Here is an 18,751-nt window from a genome sequence, read left to right as displayed (position 1 = left end):
GAAATCATGAAAGCCTTCTATGCCGAAGAACAGAAGCGCCACGATCCCAAGGCGTTCCTCTCCAGCGGCGCCCAAAAGCCCAATCCGGAAAAGCCGGAACGCGTCGAACGGCTGCTCGCCGGCGCCAAGGCTGCCGGCTGCACGATCGAACGGCCGAGAGATCACGGGCTTGGTCCGGTTGCCGCTGTGCATACGCCCGAATATCTCGATTTTCTCGAGCACATCTTCGCGCGCTGGCAGCGCATCGAAGGCGCTTCGGCCGAAGTGATCCCCAACATCCATCCGATCGCGCGGGGCGGCTCCTATCCGGCCTCGGCGGTCGGCCAGGCCGGCTACCACATGGCCGACACCGCTTGCCCGATCTCCGGCGAGACGTGGCGGAGCGCACTGTGGAGCGCCTGGAGCGCGGTCGAGGCCGCTGAGGCGGTGATGGGGGGCGCGCCGGCTGCCTATGCGCTCTGCCGTCCGCCCGGCCACCACGCCTTTGCCGATGTCGCCGGCGGCTTCTGCTTCATCAACAATTCGGCGGTCGCGGCACAGGTGCTCCGCAAGCAAGCTGCGCGGGTGGCGATCCTCGACGTCGATCTGCATCACGGCAACGGCACGCAAGGCATTTTCTACGTACGGCCGGACGTGCTCACCGTCTCGCTGCATGCCGATCCGGTGCGCTTCTATCCGTTCTTCTGGGGTCATGCCGACGAGCGCGGCGAAGGGCCTGGTCTCGGCTACAATCTTAACCTGCCGCTGGCGCGCAAATCCGGCGATGCCGCGTTCCTGGAAGCACTCGACGTGGCGTTCCAGCGCATCCGCGCCTTTGCGCCAGAAGCGGTGGTCGTGGCGCTCGGCCTCGACGCCTTCGAAGGCGATCCGTTCGGCGGACTTTCTGTAACAACACCGGGCTTCTCGCGCATCGGCGAGGCTATCGCCGGCCTTGGCCTGCCGACGGTGATCGTCCAGGAAGGCGGCTATCTCTGCGACGAACTCGGCGACAATCTTACTGCCTTCCTCACCGGGTTCGGCGGCGGCAAGAAGCGGTGATATCAGCCGGATGCCGCGTCAGGATCGCTCCTGCCGTAGCATCGCGATAACCCGATGCACGCTCTCCAGCGTCTCGTCGATCTCGGACGCCATATTGTAATGGGCGATGCCGATGCGCACGACACCCTGCTCGGCCGGAATGCCAAGCTGGTGAACGATCTCCCAGGCATAGTTGTGGCCGGACCACAGGAAGATGTTTTCCGCATTCATCTGCCGCACGATCGTCTCCGGCACGATGCCGTCGACGGTGAACGAAACCGTCGGCACGCGCTCTCCGACACGCGCCGGATCGGTGATGCCGTGGATGGTCAGGCCCGAAATGGCCGACAGGCCGTCGATCAGCTTTTGCGTCAACTGGTTTTCGTAAGCGATTGATATTTCGAACGCCCTGGCGATCTTGGCGCGGCGCGACGCATTCTCGCCTACCGTTCCGCCCAGCTCCGCAAAGTAATCGATCGCGGCCGTCAATCCGGCCATCAACTCAGTCTGCGGCGTGCCGAGTTCGAAGCGCTCCGGCAGAGCATTGGACGAACAGCGGCATTTGTACGGTTTTAGCGCGTCGATGACATCGAGCCTGCCCCACACTATGCCCATGTGCGGCCCGAAGAATTTATAGGCAGAACAGACCAGGAAATCGCAGCCGAGGTCCCTGACGTCGATCAGGCCGTGCGGCGCGAACTGCACGGCGTCGACATAGACCAGCGCACCGGCCTGTTTGGCGATGCGGGTCAGCGCCTTCACCCGGTTGACCGATCCGGTCAGATTGCTGGCGTGTTTCAAGGCGACAAGCCGCGTCCTGTCGGTGAGCAGCGCAGCCAGCGCCGCCTCCTCGATCTGCCAGCTCTGTTGGTCGAAAGCCAGCCAGCGGACGACGAGGCCAAGATCTTCGGCGAGTTGCAGCCATGGCGATACGTTGCCCTCGTGGTCCATGCGGGTGAGGACGATCTCGTCACCGGGTTTCATCGTACGACCGAGGGTGCGCGACATGTGGTAAGTCAGTGTCGTCATGTTGGCGCCGATGATGATTTCCTGCGGGCTTGCAGCACCGAGGAAATCGGCCATCGCCGCATGGGCGTCGTCGACGATCTGTTGCGCCGCAACCGTGGTTTCGAAGAAGCCGCCAAGATTGGCGTTTGTGGTCAGCAGGCAGCGTGACACCGCGTCGGCGACCGCTTGCGGCACCTGCGTGCCGGCTGGGTTGTCGAGATAGATGCGGCGACGGCCCTTGTCGGTCAGCGACAGTGCCGGAAATTTCTCGCGCACGACCTCAATCGGAAAATTCACTTTTTCCCTCTCCCTACTGTAATCGTTGAGCAATCGCACCTTGCAATCGCCGGGAAGCAGCTCACGGACACGGGTTGCCGACACGCTGGTGGATTGCGTCGACCGCCTTCTGCATATCCTCGGTCCAGACGACATCGGCGGAAGACAGCGCCATTTCGAGCTGCGGAAGGGTCGTCGCGCCGATGATGCTCGAAGTGACGAAGGGCCGGCTTGTGACATAGGCGTTGGCAAACAATGCCGGCTCCATGCCGAAAGAGCGCGCCAGTTCGTTGTACTCGAGCTGCGCCTCCGCGGCATTGGGCGTCTCGTAGCGCTGGCCGCGGTTGAAAAGCTGAGAACGCGAGCCTTGCGGCCGCGCGCCATGGTCGTATTTGCCGGTCAGGTAGCCTTGCGCCAGCGGCGAATAGGCGAGCAGGGAAACCTGTTCGCGCTCGCAGACCTCGGCAAGATTCACCTCGAAGCCGCGGTTGACGAAATTATAGGCGTTCTGCAGCGACGCCAGGCGCGGGCCGACCCCTTTGTCGGCTTCGGCGATGAACCGCATGACGCCCCAGGAACTCTCGTTCGACAGGCCGAAATGGCGGATTTTTCCGGTCTTCACCAATTCGTCGAAGACCGCGAGCGTCTCGGGAATCGGCGTCTCGCCGCCCCGTGTAGCGGCGGAATCGGCCCGCAGCGGCACGGCACCGACGCGGTTCGGATTGGCGCCCCATGGCACGTCCCGTTCCGGCCAATGGATCTGATAGAGATCGAGATAATCGGTGTTGAGCCTGGTCAGCGATTTTTCGACGGCATCGAAGATGTCGGCGCGCACCAGCTTCGACGGGCGATCGCCGCGAAACCATGTGTTGGCGGTGCGGCCAACCACCTTCGAGGCGAGGATCACCTGATCGCGGTTGCCCTTCGCTTTCATCCAGCTGCCGATGATCTTCTCGGTCCAGCCTTGCGTCTCCGCCTTGGGCGGGATCGGGTAGAGCTCGGCAGTATCGATGAAGTTGACGCCGCGCGAAAATGCCAGATCCATCTGGGCGTGGCCATCCGCTTGGGTGTTCTGCTGACCCCAGGTCATCGATCCCAGGCAAATCTGGGAAACAAGAAGATCGGTCCGACCAAGGCGGCGTTTTTGCATGGAATTTTCTCCGGCGGGAACTCTTTTGCGCGGTTGCGCGGGAAGGAAGCCGCAGCATACAGGAATGCGCGGGCTGTCTCCAACCCCGCCGCCAGGGGCTAGCGCCTTTTCCGAGAGGCCGAAGCAGGCGCTCGACGAAGTCAAAAAATCAGTGCGGCATGGCTGCCATGCAAATGCTGCACTGCACAATTGTCATGATTTGCCTATATTGCGACTCGGGGAGGACCAACCAGGGGCTTCGATCATGGGTTTCCTCACTGAAATGTTCGCCCGTCCGCGTCCACAGGAACATCTGCGCTACCGCGCGGCTCTGGCGCTGCTTCATTCGATGAGCAATGCCGACCGTGCCGACATCGGCATCAAACCAGCCGATTTTCCGCGCGTCGCTCGCGAAATGTCCACACGTTAGTCACGGATATCCCGGCTCGACCGGGATATCTCCTCGCCAATTCTTCAACGCGATCCCATGAAAATCGCCTTGCTCAGCGGCACGCCATTGTGGCGCAGGATGTCGTAGGCGGTGGTCACGTGGAAATAGAAATTGGGGATGGCGAGATGCAGCAGATACTGCATGCCGGCCATCGAGAATTCGCGCTGGCCAAGCTTCAGTTCGATCATTCTGTCATCGGAGCCGTCCATATCGGCAGCCGAGAATGTCGCCAGAAGGTCGACGGTCTTGGCGATGCGCGCCTGGAGATCGGCAAAGCTCGCCTCGTTGTCTTCATATTTCGGCACCTCGCGACCGGCAAGCCGCGACGGCGCGCCCTTGGCGTGGTCGGTCGCGATCTGCACCTGTCTGGTCAACGCATACATGTCCGGCGCCAGCCTCGACGTCAAAAATACCTGCGGATCAATCTTGCGGTCGAGCGCATTCTGCTCGGCGATGTTCAGCACGTTGGATAGCGCCTTCAACCTGGCCGAAAACACCGGCACGGACGCTTCGTACATCGATATGGTCACGAGACTCTCCTATCCCGGCGGGAACGCCGACGGCGGTGACCTAGCGCCTCCGCGGGCGAATCTTCAAGCGTCACCGCGTCGCCGCAATCGGTATGATAGGATTTCCCATCCGGTGGAGATTCCCGATGAGAAGCGCCTTTTTCGCAGCGACCGCTTTTTTCTCCCTTGCCGTGACAGGCCAGCCAGTGCTCGCCGCCGAAGCGCCTTATGTCGACGACAGGTCGGACGCAGAAGCGGTCATCCGCTCGTTCTACAGCGCCATCAACCGGCAAGAATTCGCGCGCGCCTGGGACTATTTCGGCGACACCAGGCCGGCCAAGGATTTCGACGCCTTCGTCAAGGGCTATGACGGCACCGAAAGAGTCGAGGTCAAAACCGGTGGCGTGTCCGAAGACGGTGCGGCCGGCAGCATCTATTACAATGTTCCGGTCGCCATCCGGGCGACAGTCAAGGACGGCAGCGAAAATGTCTTTGCCGGCTGCTACACGCTGCGCCAGGTCAACGCCTCGATCCAGGAACCGCCATTCCGCCCGATCCTTATCGACAAGGGCGCGCTGAAACCGTCCAAGGCCGAATTCGAGGACGCCGTGCCGGCAAGCTGCGGCGACGCACCGCCGCCGCCGAAGAAGGATGCGGCGCTGGAGCAGGCCAAGAAGGCGTTTGCTGCCACTTATGGCGACCAGTGCGACAAGGAAATGCCTGGCGGCGAGCCCTTGGGGGAGCCGGACGCCTACTCCCTCCGCTACAAGGACGCGGGCGCCGAGGCCGATCAGCCCGAACGCGAGATGCGGCTGTTTCGCTTCTTCTGCTCGATGGCTGCCTACAATGAGAGTGCCGTCTACTATGTCTACGACGATGTGTCAGGCGTCCGGCAGCTGCAGTTCGCCTCGCCGGAGCTCGATATCCACTATGAGAACGACGATAGCGAAGGCAAGGTCGAGGCGATCAACGTCACCGGCTTCCAGACCGACGACCAGCTGGTCAATTCCGAGTATGACGACGCCACCAAGACGATCTCGTCGCTCAACAAGTGGCGCGGTGTCGGCGATGCCGCGTCGGCCGGCACCTATCTGTTTCGCAACGGCAAATTCTCGCTGGTGCAGTACGATGTCGACGCCTCCTATGACGGCGAGATCAACCCGCAGACAGTGGTGGACTACAACACCGCGCCTTAAGGGGCCTTCGACAGCATCCAGTTAAGTGTGCCGCGCCAGTCGGTCATGCGGATCGGTGTACCGTGCGTTCCGGTCTCGAAGCGGACAAAGCGGGCCGGATAGATTTTCGATTTGGCCTGGATCGAACGGAAGAAGGCTTCCTGTTGCCCGACTGGAAACACCGGGTCCTTGCTGCCTTGGCCAAAGAAGACCGGAACACGGCGCTTGAAGGCCGGGCTCGAGAAGAAACTTTCATCCCACAGCGAACCGAGCAGCAGCAGCCCGCCGATGCGGCCGCCAGTATCCTTGCGGGCGGCTAGCTTCCAGCACAGTGCGCCGCCCATCGAGCCGCAGGCAACAAAGATCTTCGCGCCCGGCGACCGTTCGGCATAGTGGCCGATCAGCGCGGCGATTTGGGCAGCACCTGTGTCGCCGAAATCGGAAAAGTCCGGTGACAGATAGAGGCCGCCATTGCCGGCCATCAGGTTCTTGATGCGGTTGAAATTGCCGCCGAAGGTGAAATCGTCGACGCCCTGCTTACGGCTGCCGCCCTGCCCGTGCAAATAGAGCACGATGATGCCGGCGCCTTGTGTGCGACCGACGGCGACGTGGCGGATATTGCCGGCGTCGGTCTTCAGCAGCAGATCCTGCTGCACCTTGCGCACACCGGTGTCGACATACTGCGCCTCCGCGCGACGCTCCGGCACCTTGTCGCGAGCGTTGATATCGCGCAGCTCGCGATAGTCAACGACAGTATAGGCGCCCTCGGACGAGAGGATGGCCGGATAGGCGAACAGATCATCCTTGAACGGCTTTAATTCGACGGCATCGGTGTAAACGGCGCAAGAAAACAGGAAAAATATTGAAGTCAGTAGAGCGCATAGGACGGTTCGAATAGCCATCCCTCAGGCATGCGTTTTTCGGCCCCGGTTTGTCAATCCTGCAGCACGCCGCCGGCGCCTTCCAGCGCCTCGGGGGTGTCGACATCGATGGACGCTGCCTTGCCGATCTCGACATCGATGACATCGAGCCCCTCGGCCTCGACCAGATGGCGCGCGCCGGTATCGCCTTCCAGATGAGCGTTCGCCGCAAACAGCGAACGCGGCAGCAACACAGGGTTGCCTCGCTTTCCCTTATGCGAGGCGCGCACGACCGATCGGCCCTCGGATTTGCGGAAAGCATCGATCAGCCTGTCGAGGTCGGCTGACGCGACGCCAGGCATGTCGCCAAGCACGATCATGGCGCCGGCAGCATCGTCGCTGACCTGCGCGATGCCGGCCTTCAGCGATGACGACAGGCCCTCGGCGAAATCCGGATTATCGGCGAAAGTCACATCCAGTCCCGACAACGCGGCGCGTACACGCTCACGCTGATGGCCGGTGACGACGATGGTATCAGAAGCTTTAGAGCCGAGCGCGCGTTCGGCGCTGCGGCGCACCAGCGGTTTTCCGTCGAACAGCGCCAGCAGCTTGTTCGGGCCGCCCATGCGGCTGGAGCGGCCGGCGGCCAGCAGCACGATATCGACCTTCAACTCGGCACTCTCAGACTTTGGCGCCGGCAGCGGCTCGCGCGGCTGTGGCCGGGTCGGGATTTCCATCAACAGACCGCCGACACCCATGCCGGCAATATCCTTGGCCGTTACGTCGAGGCCGGCGATCAACCGGTCGAGAACCCAGTCGAAGCCGTTCTCCTTGGGGCTGCGGGCGCAGCCCGGCGCGCCGATGACGTGCTTGCCGGCAAGCGTGCCGAGCACCAGGAGATTGCCGGGATCGACCGGCATGCCGGCGCGGATGACGGTGCCGCCAGCCTTCTCGATCGCTGCCGGGACGACGTCGCCAAAATCGCTCATCGCCGATGCGCCGAAGATCACCACGATGTCGTTGTCACGCGCCAGCGAGCCCGAAGCCTCCGCAACAGCGCCAACGTCGTGCGGCGTGCGGCGCTCGGCCGTCAGCCGGCCACCCGAGCGCGCCAGACGGGCTTCGGTGACCCGCAGCGTCTTGTCGAGCACACTCGGCTTGATGCCGGGCAGAACCGTCTGGATGACGCCGACACGCACCGGTTGATAGGCATTGACGGCAAAGATCTCGCCGCTGGCGCAGATCCTTGCCACCGCGTCGACCAGGGCGGAAGCAACGGCGAAGGGAATGATCTTCACGGTTGCGACCATCTGGCCATTTTCGACCGGCGCGTGCTGCGCCAGCGTGGCGATGGTGATGGTCGGATCGACGGCGTTGATGGCGTTGATCATCGCGGCATCGACCGTGAAGATGCCGGCCGCCTGGGCGTGTAGATTAACCCGGCCGGTCGCGGCGGGCTTCGCCTCGACATTGCGATGGATCATGCTTTCGGCGATCTTTTCGGCGGCAGCGTCCTCGCTCAAATCATCGGGAGCAAGAACAGCCGCGACAACCTGCGAAATCCCTGCTGACTTGAGCAAAGACACATCCTCGGCGCTCAGCCTGTGTGCCTTGCGCAAGCGCCGTTCTCCGGCCGTGGTGGCATGCGCCAGCACCGCACCCTCGGCTGTGTCGATCGGGATCGAGCCGAACTTCACGCCGCCGCGTCCGTAGAGCGCCGTGCGTCCTTTTGGACGCGCAAAGGACGCTTTACTGCTTTGACTCTACGCATCGTGCTTCTCCAAACTCGATTCCGATTTTCGGGCCGATGCGGTAGCTTCGAGGCCGCGCGAACGAAACGCCTGGATAGTTTGCGCCAACACAGCCACAGCTATTTCGGCCGGGCTCGCGGCACCGATGTCGAGACCGATCGGCGCGTGGATGCGGGCGATCTGGTCGGCGGTCGCGCCCAATGCCAGCAGGCGCTCAACCCGCTTCGCATGGGTCTTGCGGCTGCCAAGCGCACCGACATAGAAGCAGTTGGCGTCGAGCGCCGCCTTCAGCGCGAAATCGTCGATCTTCGGATCATGGGTGACGGCGGCCAGCGCCGTAAAGCTGTCGAGCGGCTGGCGCTTCAGGAAATCCTCCGGCCATTCGGCATGCAGCGCGACATCGGGAAAGCGGTCTGCGGTGGCAAAGGCCGTGCGCGGATCGACGATCTCCACGGGATAGCCGGCGATCCTGGCCATCGGCGCCAATCCCTGGCTGATATGGACTGCGCCGATCACCACCAGGCGCGGCTGCGGCAGATAGGCGTTGAGGAAGAAGGTTCGCCCTTCAGCCTCGACCGACCCGGAATTGCCTGATCGAAACGCCTTGGCGATCGCAGCGCCCAATTCGCCGGCGACCTGATCGCCCTCCCGAACGATACGATCGCGGTCATCGCCGAGATCGGTGACCAGGATCACCGCGCGGCGGGCGCGGCGTTCGGCGTTCAGCGTCTTCAGCGCGTAGGGATCCATCGAAATATCTCTTGTTCAAGCATGATTCTTGTCCGCAAACCGGTTCCCGCTTTGCGGGATCATGCTCTCTTTTTTAAGCATGATTCTTGTCCGCAAACCGGTTCCCACTTTGCGGGATCATGCTCTCTATTTTAAGCATGATTCTTGTCCGCAAACCGGTTCCCACTTTGCGGGATCATGCTTCTAACCCAACCGCTCGACATAGACCTTGATGCGGCCGCCGCAGGACAGGCCGACCTGCCATGCGGTTTCATCGGCAACGCCGAATTCCAGCATCTTTGCCTTGCCGCTGTCGATGACGTCGATCGCCTCGGTGACCACCGCGCCTTCGACGCAGCCGCCCGAGACGGAGCCGTGGAAATTGCCTTCCGCGTCGATGACAAGGTGGCTGCCTACCGGGCGCGGCGCCGAGCCCCAGGTCTCGACCACGGTGGCAATGGCGACATCCTTGCCGTCTTTCATCCAGCCTTCCGCGATGATCAGCGGATCGCGCGCCTCATCGAGATAAATGCTGTTTTCCATCACCGTTTCTCCCTGAGAAAACATATGACTATGCTGCGCCTCTCGCGCCACCCTCAATCCATCTGCGTGGGTCGACGGAGCGCGCCGAAGTCTTGTCCAGCGACGCGCACAGATCGGCGAGCGCATCGAGGTTGTGCACCGAGCGGAATTCGTCGACATGCGGTAGCATCGCCTTGACGCCGCGGGCGCGCGCCTCGAAGCCGTCGAAGCGCAGCAGCGGGTTCAGCCAGATCAGCCGCCGGCAGGATTTGCGCAGGCGCTCCATTTCCGCCGACAGGCCGGCAACGTCGTCGCGCTCCAGCCCGTCGGTGATCAGGAGAACCACCGCACCCTGCCCCAGCACACGCCGCGACCACAGCCGGTTGAATTCGCCCATCGTATCGCCGATGCGGGTGCCGCCCGACCAGTCCATCACAGCCGCCGAACAGTCGGCGAGTGCTGCGTCGGGATCGCGATGGCGCATCTGCCGCGTCAGATTTGTCAGCCTGGTGCCGAAGACGAAGGCGTGCACGCGCCGGCGCTTTTCGGTCAGCGCATGCAAAAAATGCAGGAAGATGCGCGTGTACTGGCTCATCGAACCGGAAATATCGGCAAGCACGACCAGCGGCGGGTGAACCTCGCGCGGCGATCGAAATTTCGGCAGGATCAATTCGCCGCCGGTGCGCGCAGCGGAACGCATCATGGCGCGCGGATCGATACGGCGACCGTGCGCATTGGATTTGAAGCGGCGTGTCCTGACCATGTCGAAGGGCAGCCGCAACTCGGCGATCGCCTTCTTGGCGTCGATCATCTCGGCGGCGTTCATCTGGGCAAAATCCTTGCCCCTCAGCACCTCGTTGCCGGAAAATGTGAAGCGGGCGTCGACCTCGATCTCGGGGATTTCCTGCGCCGGCTGGTTCTTCTGGTGGCCCTCGAACATCGCCTGGCTGACGCGGTTTTCCGCAGCCCGCGGCTTTTGCTTCTCGCGATTGTTCGGCGCCACCGGCGAAAACATCGCCAGCATCTTTTCGATCAGCTCGTGCGATTTCCAGAACAGCCGGAAGGTTTCGTCGAAGGTGGGGTGGTCCTCGTGCCGCGACACCAGCACGGCGTGCAGCGTCCAGTAGAAATCGTCGCGGGAACCGATGCCGGCGGCCAGCACCGCCTCGATCGCATCCTTGACCGAGGCCGGGCCGACCCGCATGCCGGCCTTCCGCAAGGTGCGGGCGAAATAGACGATGTTATCGGCGATCCGCCCGTCCGGCGCGGCCTCTTTCGGCTCGGGATGCGGCGTTGCCATCGCCCTACTCCGCCGCCGAAAGCTCGGCCTTCACCTCGTTGAGGATGCGCCGGCCTTCGCCCTGTTCGATACGGGCAATGTCGTCCTGGTATTTCAACAGCACGCCGATCGTATCGGAAACGGTTTCCGGATCGAGCGCCACCTTGTCGAGTTCGGTCAGCGCGCCGGCCCAGTCGATGGTCTCGGCAACACCCGGCACCTTGAACAGCTCGATCTGGCGCAGCTTCTGGATGAACGAAACCACCTCGGCCGAGAGCCGGCTGTTGGCCTGCGGCACTTTCCGGCGCACGATTTCCAGCTCGCGCTCGGCATTCGGATAGTCGACCCAGTGATAGAGACAGCGGCGCTTCAGCGCGTCGTGGATCTCGCGGGTGCGGTTGGTGGTGATGATGACGATCGGCGGCTCCTCCGCCTTGACCGTGCCGAGCTCGGGCACCGTCACTTGGAAGTCGGAGAGGATTTCGAGCAGGAACGCCTCGAAGGCCTCGTCGGTGCGGTCGAGCTCGTCGATCAGGAAGACCGGGGCGGCGCCCGCCTTGCCTGTCAGCGCGTCGAGCACCGGGCGGCGGATCAGGTATTTTTCGGAAAAGACGTTGCGCTCCATGTCGGAGCGGTCGACCTTGCCGGCCGCCTCCTCCATGCGGATCTCGATCATCTGCGCGGCGTAATTCCACTCGTAGACGGCCGAGGAGACATCGAGGCCTTCATAGCATTGCAGGCGGATCAGCCGGCGGCCGAGCGCTTGCGCCAGCACCTTGGCGATCTCGGTTTTGCCGACGCCGGCCTCGCCCTCGAGGAACAGCGGCCGATTCATGCGCAGCGACAAGAACAGCACGGTCGCCAGCGACCGGTCCGCCACATAGTCCGCACCGGTCAGGAGATCGAGCGTCTCGTCGATCGTCCGCGGCGTAGGGCGTGGTTTCAACCCAGTCATTCTCTCTCCGTGGGTGCGGCCCATCCAGAGCCTCTACAGAGCGTGATAGCCGCGGTCGTGATAGATCAGCGGCCGCAAATTATCGCCGATACGCAGGCCTGTCACCTTGCCAAAAAGCACGCGGTGGGTGGCCAGATCCTTGGTATCGATCAGTTCGCAGTCGAACACGGCGAGCGCGCCCTTCAGCGTCGGCGCGCCGGTCGAGATTATATCCCACTCGCCGAGCGCGAAGCGTTCGGCGACGGGCAGGCCGGTGAGGCCGGAAAAGCCGACCGACAGCGCCTCCTGGTCCGAAGCCAGCGTGTTCAAGGCGAACCTGCCATTCTTCACGAACGGCTCATTCTTGGGATTTTCGCGATTGAGGCAGACCAGGATGGTCGGCGGCGTGTCCGACACCGAACAGGCTGCAATGACAGTCGCACCGCGCCTGCCGGCGGAACCATCGGTGGTGACCACATGGACGTGGCCGGCAAAATGGGCCATCGCGTCGCGATAGGCCTGCGGCCCTATGTCGTTCTTCTTCAGCACCGGCGATTTCCATTGGTTTGAAGCGAGATGAACCGAACCGTTATATATGGCGGCATATTGCATGCCACAAGCGAAGTGGTTGACATGCATCCTGAATTTCGCGTGTTGCGTGAAAGCTGACCAGCCTTTAGGTCTTGGCAGGAAGTGGCGCCGGCAAACACGCGACCGGCGCGGAGGAATTCTTCGCACGCATGCGACCCCGGACAATAGGCACGACAACGACAATAGCGGTGCTGGCCTGGCTGTCTCTCGCCGGTGATGCGAACGCTGAGACGCTGCTGGTCGGCGTCGCAGCACCACTGTCCGGGCCGTCGGCGATGCTTGGCAAACAGATCGAGGCGGGCGCCGTCCTGGCGGCAGCGGCGAATGACGCTCAACTCAAGGTTGTCGACGACGCCTGCACGGCCAATGGCGGGGCTACCGCGGCGAGGGAATTCGTTGCGGCGAAAGTCGGCGTGGTCGTCGGCTTCCTCTGCACCGAGGCGATCGAGGCGGCACTGCCGATCCTGAAGGACGCCAACATACCGGTCATCACCGTCGGCGTGCGCACTGAAAGCCTGACCGACCGGCGCGCCAAGACCGGCTGGCCGATCTTTCGGCTTGGGCCGCGCGGCGATGACGAGCGCAACGCTGTCGCCTCCAACCTCACCCGCCAATGGCAGAACGAGCTGTTCGCCATCATCGACGACGGCACGATTTACGGCCGCGAAATCGCCGAGACGCTTCGGGCGGCAGCCGAGCAGGCGGCACTGAAACCGGTGTTCGTCGACACATTCAGGCCGCAGCTCGACAACCAGATCGGACTGATCGGGCGGCTGAGGAAGGCCGGCGCAACGCATGTCTTCGCCGGCGGCGACGGCGAAGACATCGCCATCATGGGCCACGACGCCGGCCAGCTCGATGCCGGCATCATTTTTGCCGGCGGCGAAGCGCTGCGCACAGCGCCCGGCGAGGTGCCTTATGCCACGGGCACGCTGATGATTGCGCCGCCCGAATGGGCCGATGTCGCCGATTCCAGGGTGCTCGAAAGCTTTGCCGCACAAAAGATCGTGCCGGACGGCTACACGGTGCCGGCCTATGCGGCGGTCGAGATCGCCAAGGCGGCGACGGCCCTGGCGGAAACCTCCGGCAAGCCACTGGCCGATGCGCTCGCCGCGCATGACTTCAGCACCGCGATCGGACCGATCCGCTTTGACGGCAAGGGCGACTTGACCGAAAACCTTTATCGGGTCTTCCGTTTCAACGGCGCAAGTTTCGTGCCGGCGGAGGCCAAATGATGTTTCGCCCAGGGCCGCGCAATCTCATCACCGACGTCGCCGGCCTGCGTGTCGGCAACGCATCCGATGCGAGGCTGAAATCAGGGGTGACCACCATCGTCTGCGACGAGCCGGCAGTGGCCGGTGTGCAGATCCTGGGCGGCGCGCCCGGCACCCGCGAGACCGACCTGCTCGAGCCGCACAATTCGATCGAGGTGATCCATGCCGTGGTGCTTTCGGGTGGCTCGGCTTACGGCCTCGATGCCGCCTCCGGCGTGCAGGCGGCACTGCGCGAAAACGGCGTCGGCGTGGAGGTCGGCGGCTTTCGTGTGCCGATCGTGCCGGCGGCGATCCTGTTCGACCTGCGCAACGGCGGCGACAAGGACTGGGGCCGCTATCCGCCCTACCGCGAACTCGGCTATGAGGCGGCACAGGCAGTCGGCATCGATTTTCCGCTTGGCACGGTCGGCGCCGGCACCGGTGCCCTGAGTTCCGGCCTCAAGGGCGGCCTCGGATCGGCCTCGACGGTGCTCGACAGCGGCGTCACCATCGGCGCACTCGCCGCCGTCAATCCGACCGGCTCGGTGACGATCGCCCGAAGCAGGCACTTCTGGGCAGCGCCCTTCGAGATCGGCGACGAGTTCGGCGGGCTTGGTTATCCCGCGCCGATGCCGGAGGATGCAAAAAGAATCCTGCTGAAATTTCGCGACAAGCACGTCGGAGGCAACACGACCATCGCCGTCATCGCCACGGACGCCGTCCTCACCAAGGCCGCCGCCAAACGCCTGGCGATATCAGCGCATGACGGCTTCGTGCGCGCCATTTGGCCGACACACACGCCGGCCGACGGGGATCTGGTTTTCGCGCTGGCGACCGGCAAGAGCGGCATCGAGCTCGCGCCCAACGACGCCATCGAGCTTTACGCCGCGGCCGGCGCCACCATGGCGCGCGCCATCAGCCGCGGCGTCTTTGCCGCGACGCCCGCCGATGGCGACCTGTTTCCGGTCTGGTCGTCGCGCTGAATGCGGGCTGCCTGGCCCGTCATCAGGTGGGGTCGGATTTTTCTTCCTCGAACGTGACCGCGACATCCGAATTTGCCGACAGCCGCACTTTCTGGCCCTCGACTTCGGCTAAGAGGCTGAGCGGAATGAAGTGATGATGCCCCCTGTGGGCGCCCTCGCCGCTGTCGCGCTTGGTCAGCTTGATTCGTTGTCCCTCAACCTTGTCGACAGTGCCGACATGGACGCCGTCGGCGCCGATCACTTCCATATGTTCGCGAATGCTGGCTGCATCGGTCATTGTGGGTTCTCCATTTCAAGCTGCCAACATAAACAAATGACGGCACGATTGGATGCATCGGGTTTGCGTCTCAGAGGGCACGACGATTTGACGATGTCGTGATAGTGATCGAAACAACGCTGGCTGCTCAACGGAAATCCGATGCGAATTCTCGTCCTGTTTGCTGTGTCCCTCCTTGCCCAGTTTGCAACTTCGCTCGCCGCGCATGCCGGCGATGTTGCCGAGCTTGAAATCCTCGGCTTTACTGGGGATGGCGGCGCCTTCGCCTTCGAGGAGTATGGTGTCCAGGACGGGTCGGGGTTTCCCTATGCCAATCGCTATTACATCAACACCGCCGACGACAGTTTTCTCAAGGGCACACCGATCAGGGTGCGGCTTGACGACGAGAACGCAACGCTCGACGCGGCGCGCCTTGCAGCCCGGCAGAAAGGTGAAGCTATCATCAAACAGGCGGAATTGACCGCGAATCGCGGCATCACCGCCGGCTCCAACCCGGTGACCGAGCTTTCGGCCGATCCGTTCCGCATGGTGGTCAACCCGCGGCCGATCTTTTCGCCGGTCGATGATCCGCTCGAGTTCCGGCTCGACGAGATCGGCATGAACGATACCGAAACCTGCCAGAGCCTTGGCGAGATCAACGGCTTTCGCCTGTTGCGCATCGAGGCGAAAGACGGCGGCAAGACTGAGCTCCTGCACGAAGACAAGTCGATCCCCAAAAGCAGGGGCTGCCCGAACGGCTATCGAATCGGCGCGGTGCAGACATTTTCGTTGCAGGGTCTCAGCGCCTATGCCGTGCTGATCGCGGTGCGCCAGCACGGCTTCGAAGGGCCGGACTATCGCTGGATCGCGGTGACCGGCCGGCTGTGACGTCGCTCCCCGCCATACGCAACGGCGTCCTGGATCGTATCCGCAAGGCCTTGCCATTGCCGGGCGCCGCAGTTTGCGGCGCCCTGCTGTGGGCCGCAGCGATGGGCGCCAGCGCGCTTGTCAATCTGCTGCTGGACGACTGGGTGACCCCGGCAAATATCCGCTTCGTCTCGTTGCTCTATGCGGCGGGCGGTGCGCTGGCCTTTCCGATTGGCCTGTTCCTGGCGCGGCTCGTCTCGCTCGGAAGGCATTGGCAAGTAGCCTTGGCGGCCGCGTTTGTCTGCCTTCTTGCCACCACGATCGGCTTCACCGGTGGGCTCTTTGCGCTGCAATACCGGTCCTACTATGCCCAGTGGCATGAACCTGCACTGACCATTGGCTGGTCCATCCAGTTCGTGCACACCATGGCAACGGCGTTCTATCAATTCATCGTGCTGGGCATCCGGCTTTATTTTCCGCTCGGTTTCATCGCGCTTGCTCTCGCCAGCATCTGGTTTGCGCGGCAGCAGCGTTGAGCATTTTGTCTGCCTCTGTTACGACGCGGGCGAACGCCCTCGCAAGTCAGGACTGACCGATGATCCCTCGCTACTCCCGGCCGGAAATGGTGGCCATCTGGTCGCCCGAAACCCGGTTCCGCATCTGGTTCGAGATCGAGGCCTACGCTTGCGACGCGCTGGCGGAGCTCGGCGTGATCCCGAAGGAGGCCGCCAAAACCATTTGGGAAAAAGGCGCGGCCGCGAGGTTCGACGTCGAGGCGATCGACGAGATCGAGCGCGTCACCAAGCACGACGTCATCGCCTTCCTCACCCACCTCAGCGAATTCGTCGGGCCGGACGCCCGCTTCATTCATCAGGGCATGACGTCCTCGGACGTTCTCGACACCTGCTTTGCCGTGCAGCTCACCCGCGCTAGCGACATCCTTCTGGCCGACATCGACGGCCTGCTTGCGGCGCTCAAGCGCCGCGCCTTCGAACACAAGGATACCGTCACCATCGGTCGCAGCCACGGCATCCATGCCGAGCCGACCACCTTCGGCGTCAAGCTGGCGCAGGCCTATGCCGAATTCTTGCGCTGCCGCGAGCGGCTGGTGCACGCGCGCGAGGATATTGCGACATGCGCCATCTCAGGTGCTGTCGGCACCTTCGCCAATATCGATCCCTATGTCGAAGAGCATGTGGCGAAGAAACTCGGATTGAAGCCGGAGCCGGTGTCGACGCAGGTGATCCCGCGCGACCGCCATGCGATGTTCTTTGCGACGCTCGGTGTCATCGCCTCGTCGATCGAACGGCTGGCGACAGAAATCCGCCATCTGCAGCGCACCGAGGTGCTGGAGGCTGAAGAGTATTTTTCGCCCGGGCAAAAGGGCTCGTCAGCGATGCCGCACAAGCGTAACCCGGTGCTGACCGAAAACCTCACCGGGCTTGCGCGCATGGTGCGTTCGTTCGCGATGCCGGCGATGGAGAACGTGGCGCTCTGGCACGAGCGTGACATTTCGCATTCGTCGGTCGAGCGCATGATCGGCCCGGATGCGACTGTTACGCTCGATTTCGCGCTGTCGCGGCTGACCAGTGTCATCGACAGATTGCTCGTCTATCCCGACAACATGCTGAAGAACATGAACAAGTTCCGCGGCCTTGTGCATTCGCAGCGTGTGCTGCTGGCGCTGACCCAGGCCGGCGTCAGCCGTGAGGACGCCTACCGGCTGGTGCAGCGAAACGCCATGAAAGTATGGGAGCAAGGCGCTGATTTCCTTGAGGAACTTTTGGCCGACAAGGAGGTCACCGCAGCCTTGCCCGAGGCCGAAATTCGTGAAAAATTCGACCTTGGCTATCATACCAAGCATGTCGACACGATCTTCAAGCGCGTGTTCGGAGAAGCGTGAGGCTACGCGGATTTGACCGGTCCTAGCCGGCGCCAGGCTGGAGCACCCTCATCCGACCTCGCGGAGCCTGTCCTCGGGCTTGCCGGAGGCAAGACCCGTGGGCGAGGCCACCTTCTCCCACAACAAGGGGAGAAGGTAAGACGGCATAGACCTCGCCGCACCGTCAGGTTCGAAGAATCAAGCCTTGCCGGGAACGGTCCTGATCACCGTTCCCCATGGGTCCTCGCGGGTCGTTGCATCAGTCACATTGTTCGAACGCATTTCGACCCAGGCGAGGCCGGACCGGGAAGGATCGCGCCGGCCGGCACCGGAACTCTGCCAGGCATTGGCGCCGATGTGGTGGTGGTAGCCGCCTGATGACAGGAACACCGCGGCGTCACCATATTTCGCCATGGTATCGAAGCCGAGTTCCTGGTGCCACCAGGCCTCGGCGTCTTCCGGGCGACCGACGCGCAGATGGACATGGCCGATGATGCTGTTGTCCGGCATGCCATGCCAGCCGGCATCGCCGGCCGGCACGTCGGCGACGACCGACGAAATATTCAGCCGTTCGGTCGCCATCGCTATCTTGTCGCCATTCCACTTCCAGTCCTCATGGCGGCGGTCGGCATAGATCTCGATGCCGTTGCCTTCAGGATCGGTCAGGTAGAGCGCCTCGCTGACCAGATGGTCGGAAGCGCCGTCGATGCCGATATTGTTGGCGATGGCGTGGTTGATCCAGCGCCCGAGGTCGGCCCGGCTGGGCAGCAGGAAGGCAGTGTGAAACAGGCCGGCACTGCGCGGATCGTCGGGCTTCGCCGCTGCATCCGCCTCGATGTCGAGCAAGGAACGATTGGCGGCGCCCAACGTGATCGTGCCGCCGGCGCGGCTCAGTTCCCGCAGCCCGACGACGTCACGATAGTAAGCGGCCAGGCTTTCGGCATTCCGCGCGCGCAGCCCGACGCGGGCAACGCTGACCGGGGTCGTGGCGGCAAAAGGCAATTCGCTCATCAAAGTCTCCGTTTGGGCGGCCTTCGACGAGATCCCCAAAGCCAGGAGCCCGGCGCCACCTACCATCGTACGTCGTGTCAGTTCCAAAATCCTGGTTCTTATTACACGGCTGTTTCTTTTCCCGATGACAGATCGTCTTTCGCGATCGTTCACACAAGACGCCAAGAAGCGAACATGGCGTTCACAATTATGAGCAATCGCAAATGATCAGACCCAGTTGTGCATGATCTTGTCCAAAAACCCCTTCACACTTTTGGGATCATGCGCG

The 18,751-nt window shown here is 62.9% G+C and carries 20 protein-coding genes; 8 read left to right on the top strand and 12 right to left on the bottom strand.

All coding sequences use genetic code 11. The annotated features are described in order from the left end of the window. The first annotated feature begins 6 nt into the window (after positions 1 to 6). Positions 7 to 1,038, top strand: coding sequence for a histone deacetylase family protein (locus tag AC0L16_RS08475; RefSeq protein WP_473620126.1), 1,032 nt, complete (start codon positions 7 to 9; stop codon positions 1,036 to 1,038). Positions 1,039 to 1,056: 18 nt separating this feature from the next. Here AC0L16_RS08475 and AC0L16_RS08470 read toward each other — a convergent pair whose 3' ends face one another. Next, positions 1,057 to 2,322, bottom strand: coding sequence for a cysteine desulfurase-like protein (locus tag AC0L16_RS08470; protein WP_473620125.1), 1,266 nt, complete (start codon positions 2,320 to 2,322; stop codon positions 1,057 to 1,059). Positions 2,323 to 2,383: 61 nt separating this feature from the next. Next, positions 2,384 to 3,451, bottom strand: a complete 1,068-nt coding sequence (locus AC0L16_RS08465) for an aldo/keto reductase (protein ID WP_473620123.1) — start codon at positions 3,449 to 3,451, stop codon at positions 2,384 to 2,386. Between AC0L16_RS08465 and AC0L16_RS08460 the strand changes: the two genes are divergently transcribed. Next, the gene (locus AC0L16_RS08460; RefSeq protein ID WP_473620280.1) at positions 3,450 to 3,860 is read left to right on the top strand and encodes a hypothetical protein; all 411 of its coding nucleotides are present in this window, start codon (positions 3,450 to 3,452) and stop codon (positions 3,858 to 3,860) included. The two genes, AC0L16_RS08465 and AC0L16_RS08460, sit on opposite strands and share 2 nt — an antisense overlap. A 44-nt stretch (positions 3,861 to 3,904) precedes the next feature. Here the strand turns inward: AC0L16_RS08460 and AC0L16_RS08455 are convergent, their stop codons facing one another. After that, positions 3,905 to 4,411: a DUF1993 domain-containing protein gene (locus tag AC0L16_RS08455; protein ID WP_473620121.1), complete on the bottom strand. Its 507-nt coding sequence runs from the start codon at positions 4,409 to 4,411 to the stop codon at positions 3,905 to 3,907. 125 nt (positions 4,412 to 4,536) lie between these two features. Between AC0L16_RS08455 and AC0L16_RS08450 the strand changes: the two genes are divergently transcribed. After that, positions 4,537 to 5,586 carry a DUF1176 domain-containing protein gene (locus AC0L16_RS08450; RefSeq protein ID WP_473620120.1) on the top strand — a complete coding sequence of 350 codons (1,050 nt, stop codon included), beginning with the start codon at positions 4,537 to 4,539 and terminating at the stop codon, positions 5,584 to 5,586. Here the strand turns inward: AC0L16_RS08450 and AC0L16_RS08445 are convergent. The 7 genes from AC0L16_RS08445 to AC0L16_RS08415 form a co-directional block, all read right to left on the bottom strand. Next, on the bottom strand, positions 5,583 to 6,467 hold the full coding sequence (locus tag AC0L16_RS08445) for an alpha/beta hydrolase family protein (RefSeq protein ID WP_473620118.1): 885 nt from the start codon (positions 6,465 to 6,467) through the stop codon (positions 5,583 to 5,585). The two genes, AC0L16_RS08450 and AC0L16_RS08445, sit on opposite strands and share 4 nt — an antisense overlap. Positions 6,468 to 6,499: 32 nt before the next feature. Further along, positions 6,500 to 8,122: an NTP transferase domain-containing protein gene (locus AC0L16_RS08440; protein WP_473620117.1), complete on the bottom strand. Its 1,623-nt coding sequence runs from the start codon at positions 8,120 to 8,122 to the stop codon at positions 6,500 to 6,502. A gap of 66 nt (positions 8,123 to 8,188) precedes the next feature. Further along, positions 8,189 to 8,926, bottom strand: coding sequence for an XdhC family protein (locus tag AC0L16_RS08435; RefSeq protein ID WP_473620116.1), 738 nt, complete (start codon positions 8,924 to 8,926; stop codon positions 8,189 to 8,191). A 183-nt stretch (positions 8,927 to 9,109) separates the two neighbouring features. Further along, positions 9,110 to 9,448: an XdhC family protein gene (locus tag AC0L16_RS08430; RefSeq protein WP_065008152.1), complete on the bottom strand. Its 339-nt coding sequence runs from the start codon at positions 9,446 to 9,448 to the stop codon at positions 9,110 to 9,112. A gap of 28 nt (positions 9,449 to 9,476) precedes the next feature. Continuing rightward, complete coding sequence (locus AC0L16_RS08425; RefSeq protein ID WP_473620114.1) at positions 9,477 to 10,727, bottom strand: vWA domain-containing protein; 1,251 nt, start codon at positions 10,725 to 10,727, stop codon at positions 9,477 to 9,479. 4 nt (positions 10,728 to 10,731) lie between these two features. Beyond that, positions 10,732 to 11,661 carry an AAA family ATPase gene (locus AC0L16_RS08420; protein ID WP_473620112.1) on the bottom strand — a complete coding sequence of 310 codons (930 nt, stop codon included), beginning with the start codon at positions 11,659 to 11,661 and terminating at the stop codon, positions 10,732 to 10,734. A 33-nt stretch (positions 11,662 to 11,694) separates the two neighbouring features. Continuing rightward, positions 11,695 to 12,189: a flavin reductase gene (locus AC0L16_RS08415; protein ID WP_473620111.1), complete on the bottom strand. Its 495-nt coding sequence runs from the start codon at positions 12,187 to 12,189 to the stop codon at positions 11,695 to 11,697. A gap of 191 nt (positions 12,190 to 12,380) precedes the next feature. On the opposite strand from AC0L16_RS08415, the gene AC0L16_RS08410 reads away from it, so the two are divergent. Further along, positions 12,381 to 13,466, top strand: coding sequence for a branched-chain amino acid ABC transporter substrate-binding protein (locus AC0L16_RS08410; RefSeq protein WP_473620109.1), 1,086 nt, complete (start codon positions 12,381 to 12,383; stop codon positions 13,464 to 13,466). Beyond that, positions 13,466 to 14,467 (top strand): P1 family peptidase, encoded by a 1,002-nt coding sequence (locus tag AC0L16_RS08405; protein WP_473620263.1) that lies wholly within the window; start codon positions 13,466 to 13,468, stop codon positions 14,465 to 14,467. The genes AC0L16_RS08410 and AC0L16_RS08405 overlap by 1 nt, the downstream gene beginning before the upstream one ends. Positions 14,468 to 14,489: 22 nt before the next feature. Here the strand turns inward: AC0L16_RS08405 and AC0L16_RS08400 are convergent, their stop codons facing one another. Continuing rightward, entirely contained in the window at positions 14,490 to 14,744 is a 255-nt protein-coding gene (locus AC0L16_RS08400; protein ID WP_473620107.1) for a DUF2171 domain-containing protein, read from the bottom strand. A gap of 141 nt (positions 14,745 to 14,885) precedes the next feature. Between AC0L16_RS08400 and AC0L16_RS08395 the strand changes: the two genes are divergently transcribed. From AC0L16_RS08395 to purB, 3 genes are read left to right on the top strand one after another with little or no spacing between them, the layout of a single operon-like run. Next, positions 14,886 to 15,611 (top strand): DUF2259 domain-containing protein, encoded by a 726-nt coding sequence (locus tag AC0L16_RS08395; RefSeq protein ID WP_473620105.1) that lies wholly within the window; start codon positions 14,886 to 14,888, stop codon positions 15,609 to 15,611. Continuing rightward, complete coding sequence (locus AC0L16_RS08390; RefSeq protein WP_473620103.1) at positions 15,608 to 16,126, top strand: hypothetical protein; 519 nt, start codon at positions 15,608 to 15,610, stop codon at positions 16,124 to 16,126. The genes AC0L16_RS08395 and AC0L16_RS08390 overlap by 4 nt, the downstream gene beginning before the upstream one ends. Positions 16,127 to 16,185: 59 nt before the next feature. Then, entirely contained in the window at positions 16,186 to 17,493 is a 1,308-nt protein-coding gene (gene purB, locus AC0L16_RS08385) for an adenylosuccinate lyase (protein ID WP_473620101.1), read from the top strand. Positions 17,494 to 17,670: 177 nt separating this feature from the next. Here purB and AC0L16_RS08380 read toward each other — a convergent pair whose 3' ends face one another. Further along, positions 17,671 to 18,483, bottom strand: coding sequence for a VOC family protein (locus AC0L16_RS08380; protein WP_473620100.1), 813 nt, complete (start codon positions 18,481 to 18,483; stop codon positions 17,671 to 17,673). Between the last annotated feature and the right edge of the window lie 268 nt (positions 18,484 to 18,751).

The organism is Mesorhizobium sp. WSM4848, assembly GCF_055811375.1.
This window is presented reverse-complemented; position numbering and strand designations above follow the sequence as displayed.

Bases quoted from the DNA above. Each gene is read 5' to 3' on its own strand.
- AC0L16_RS08420 (WP_473620112.1), bottom strand. From the start codon at position 11,661: ATGACTGGGTTGAAACCACGCCCTACGCCGCGGACGATCGACGAGACG.
- AC0L16_RS08475 (WP_473620126.1), top strand. From the start codon at position 7: ATGAAAGCCTTCTATGCCGAAGAACAGAAGCGCCACGATCCCAAGGCG.
- AC0L16_RS08450 (WP_473620120.1), top strand. From the start codon at position 4,537: ATGAGAAGCGCCTTTTTCGCAGCGACCGCTTTTTTCTCCCTTGCCGTG.
- AC0L16_RS08395 (WP_473620105.1), top strand. From the start codon at position 14,886: ATGCGAATTCTCGTCCTGTTTGCTGTGTCCCTCCTTGCCCAGTTTGCA.
- AC0L16_RS08445 (WP_473620118.1), bottom strand. From the start codon at position 6,467: ATGGCTATTCGAACCGTCCTATGCGCTCTACTGACTTCAATATTTTTC.
- AC0L16_RS08430 (WP_065008152.1), bottom strand. From the start codon at position 9,448: ATGGAAAACAGCATTTATCTCGATGAGGCGCGCGATCCGCTGATCATC.
- AC0L16_RS08405 (WP_473620263.1), top strand. From the start codon at position 13,466: ATGTTTCGCCCAGGGCCGCGCAATCTCATCACCGACGTCGCCGGCCTG.
- AC0L16_RS08380 (WP_473620100.1), bottom strand. From the start codon at position 18,483: ATGAGCGAATTGCCTTTTGCCGCCACGACCCCGGTCAGCGTTGCCCGC.
- AC0L16_RS08460 (WP_473620280.1), top strand. From the start codon at position 3,450: ATGGAATTTTCTCCGGCGGGAACTCTTTTGCGCGGTTGCGCGGGAAGG.
- AC0L16_RS08400 (WP_473620107.1), bottom strand. From the start codon at position 14,744: ATGACCGATGCAGCCAGCATTCGCGAACATATGGAAGTGATCGGCGCC.
- AC0L16_RS08425 (WP_473620114.1), bottom strand. From the start codon at position 10,727: ATGGCAACGCCGCATCCCGAGCCGAAAGAGGCCGCGCCGGACGGGCGG.
- purB (WP_473620101.1), top strand. From the start codon at position 16,186: ATGATCCCTCGCTACTCCCGGCCGGAAATGGTGGCCATCTGGTCGCCC.
- AC0L16_RS08435 (WP_473620116.1), bottom strand. From the start codon at position 8,926: ATGGATCCCTACGCGCTGAAGACGCTGAACGCCGAACGCCGCGCCCGC.
- AC0L16_RS08465 (WP_473620123.1), bottom strand. From the start codon at position 3,451: ATGCAAAAACGCCGCCTTGGTCGGACCGATCTTCTTGTTTCCCAGATT.
- AC0L16_RS08410 (WP_473620109.1), top strand. From the start codon at position 12,381: ATGCGACCCCGGACAATAGGCACGACAACGACAATAGCGGTGCTGGCC.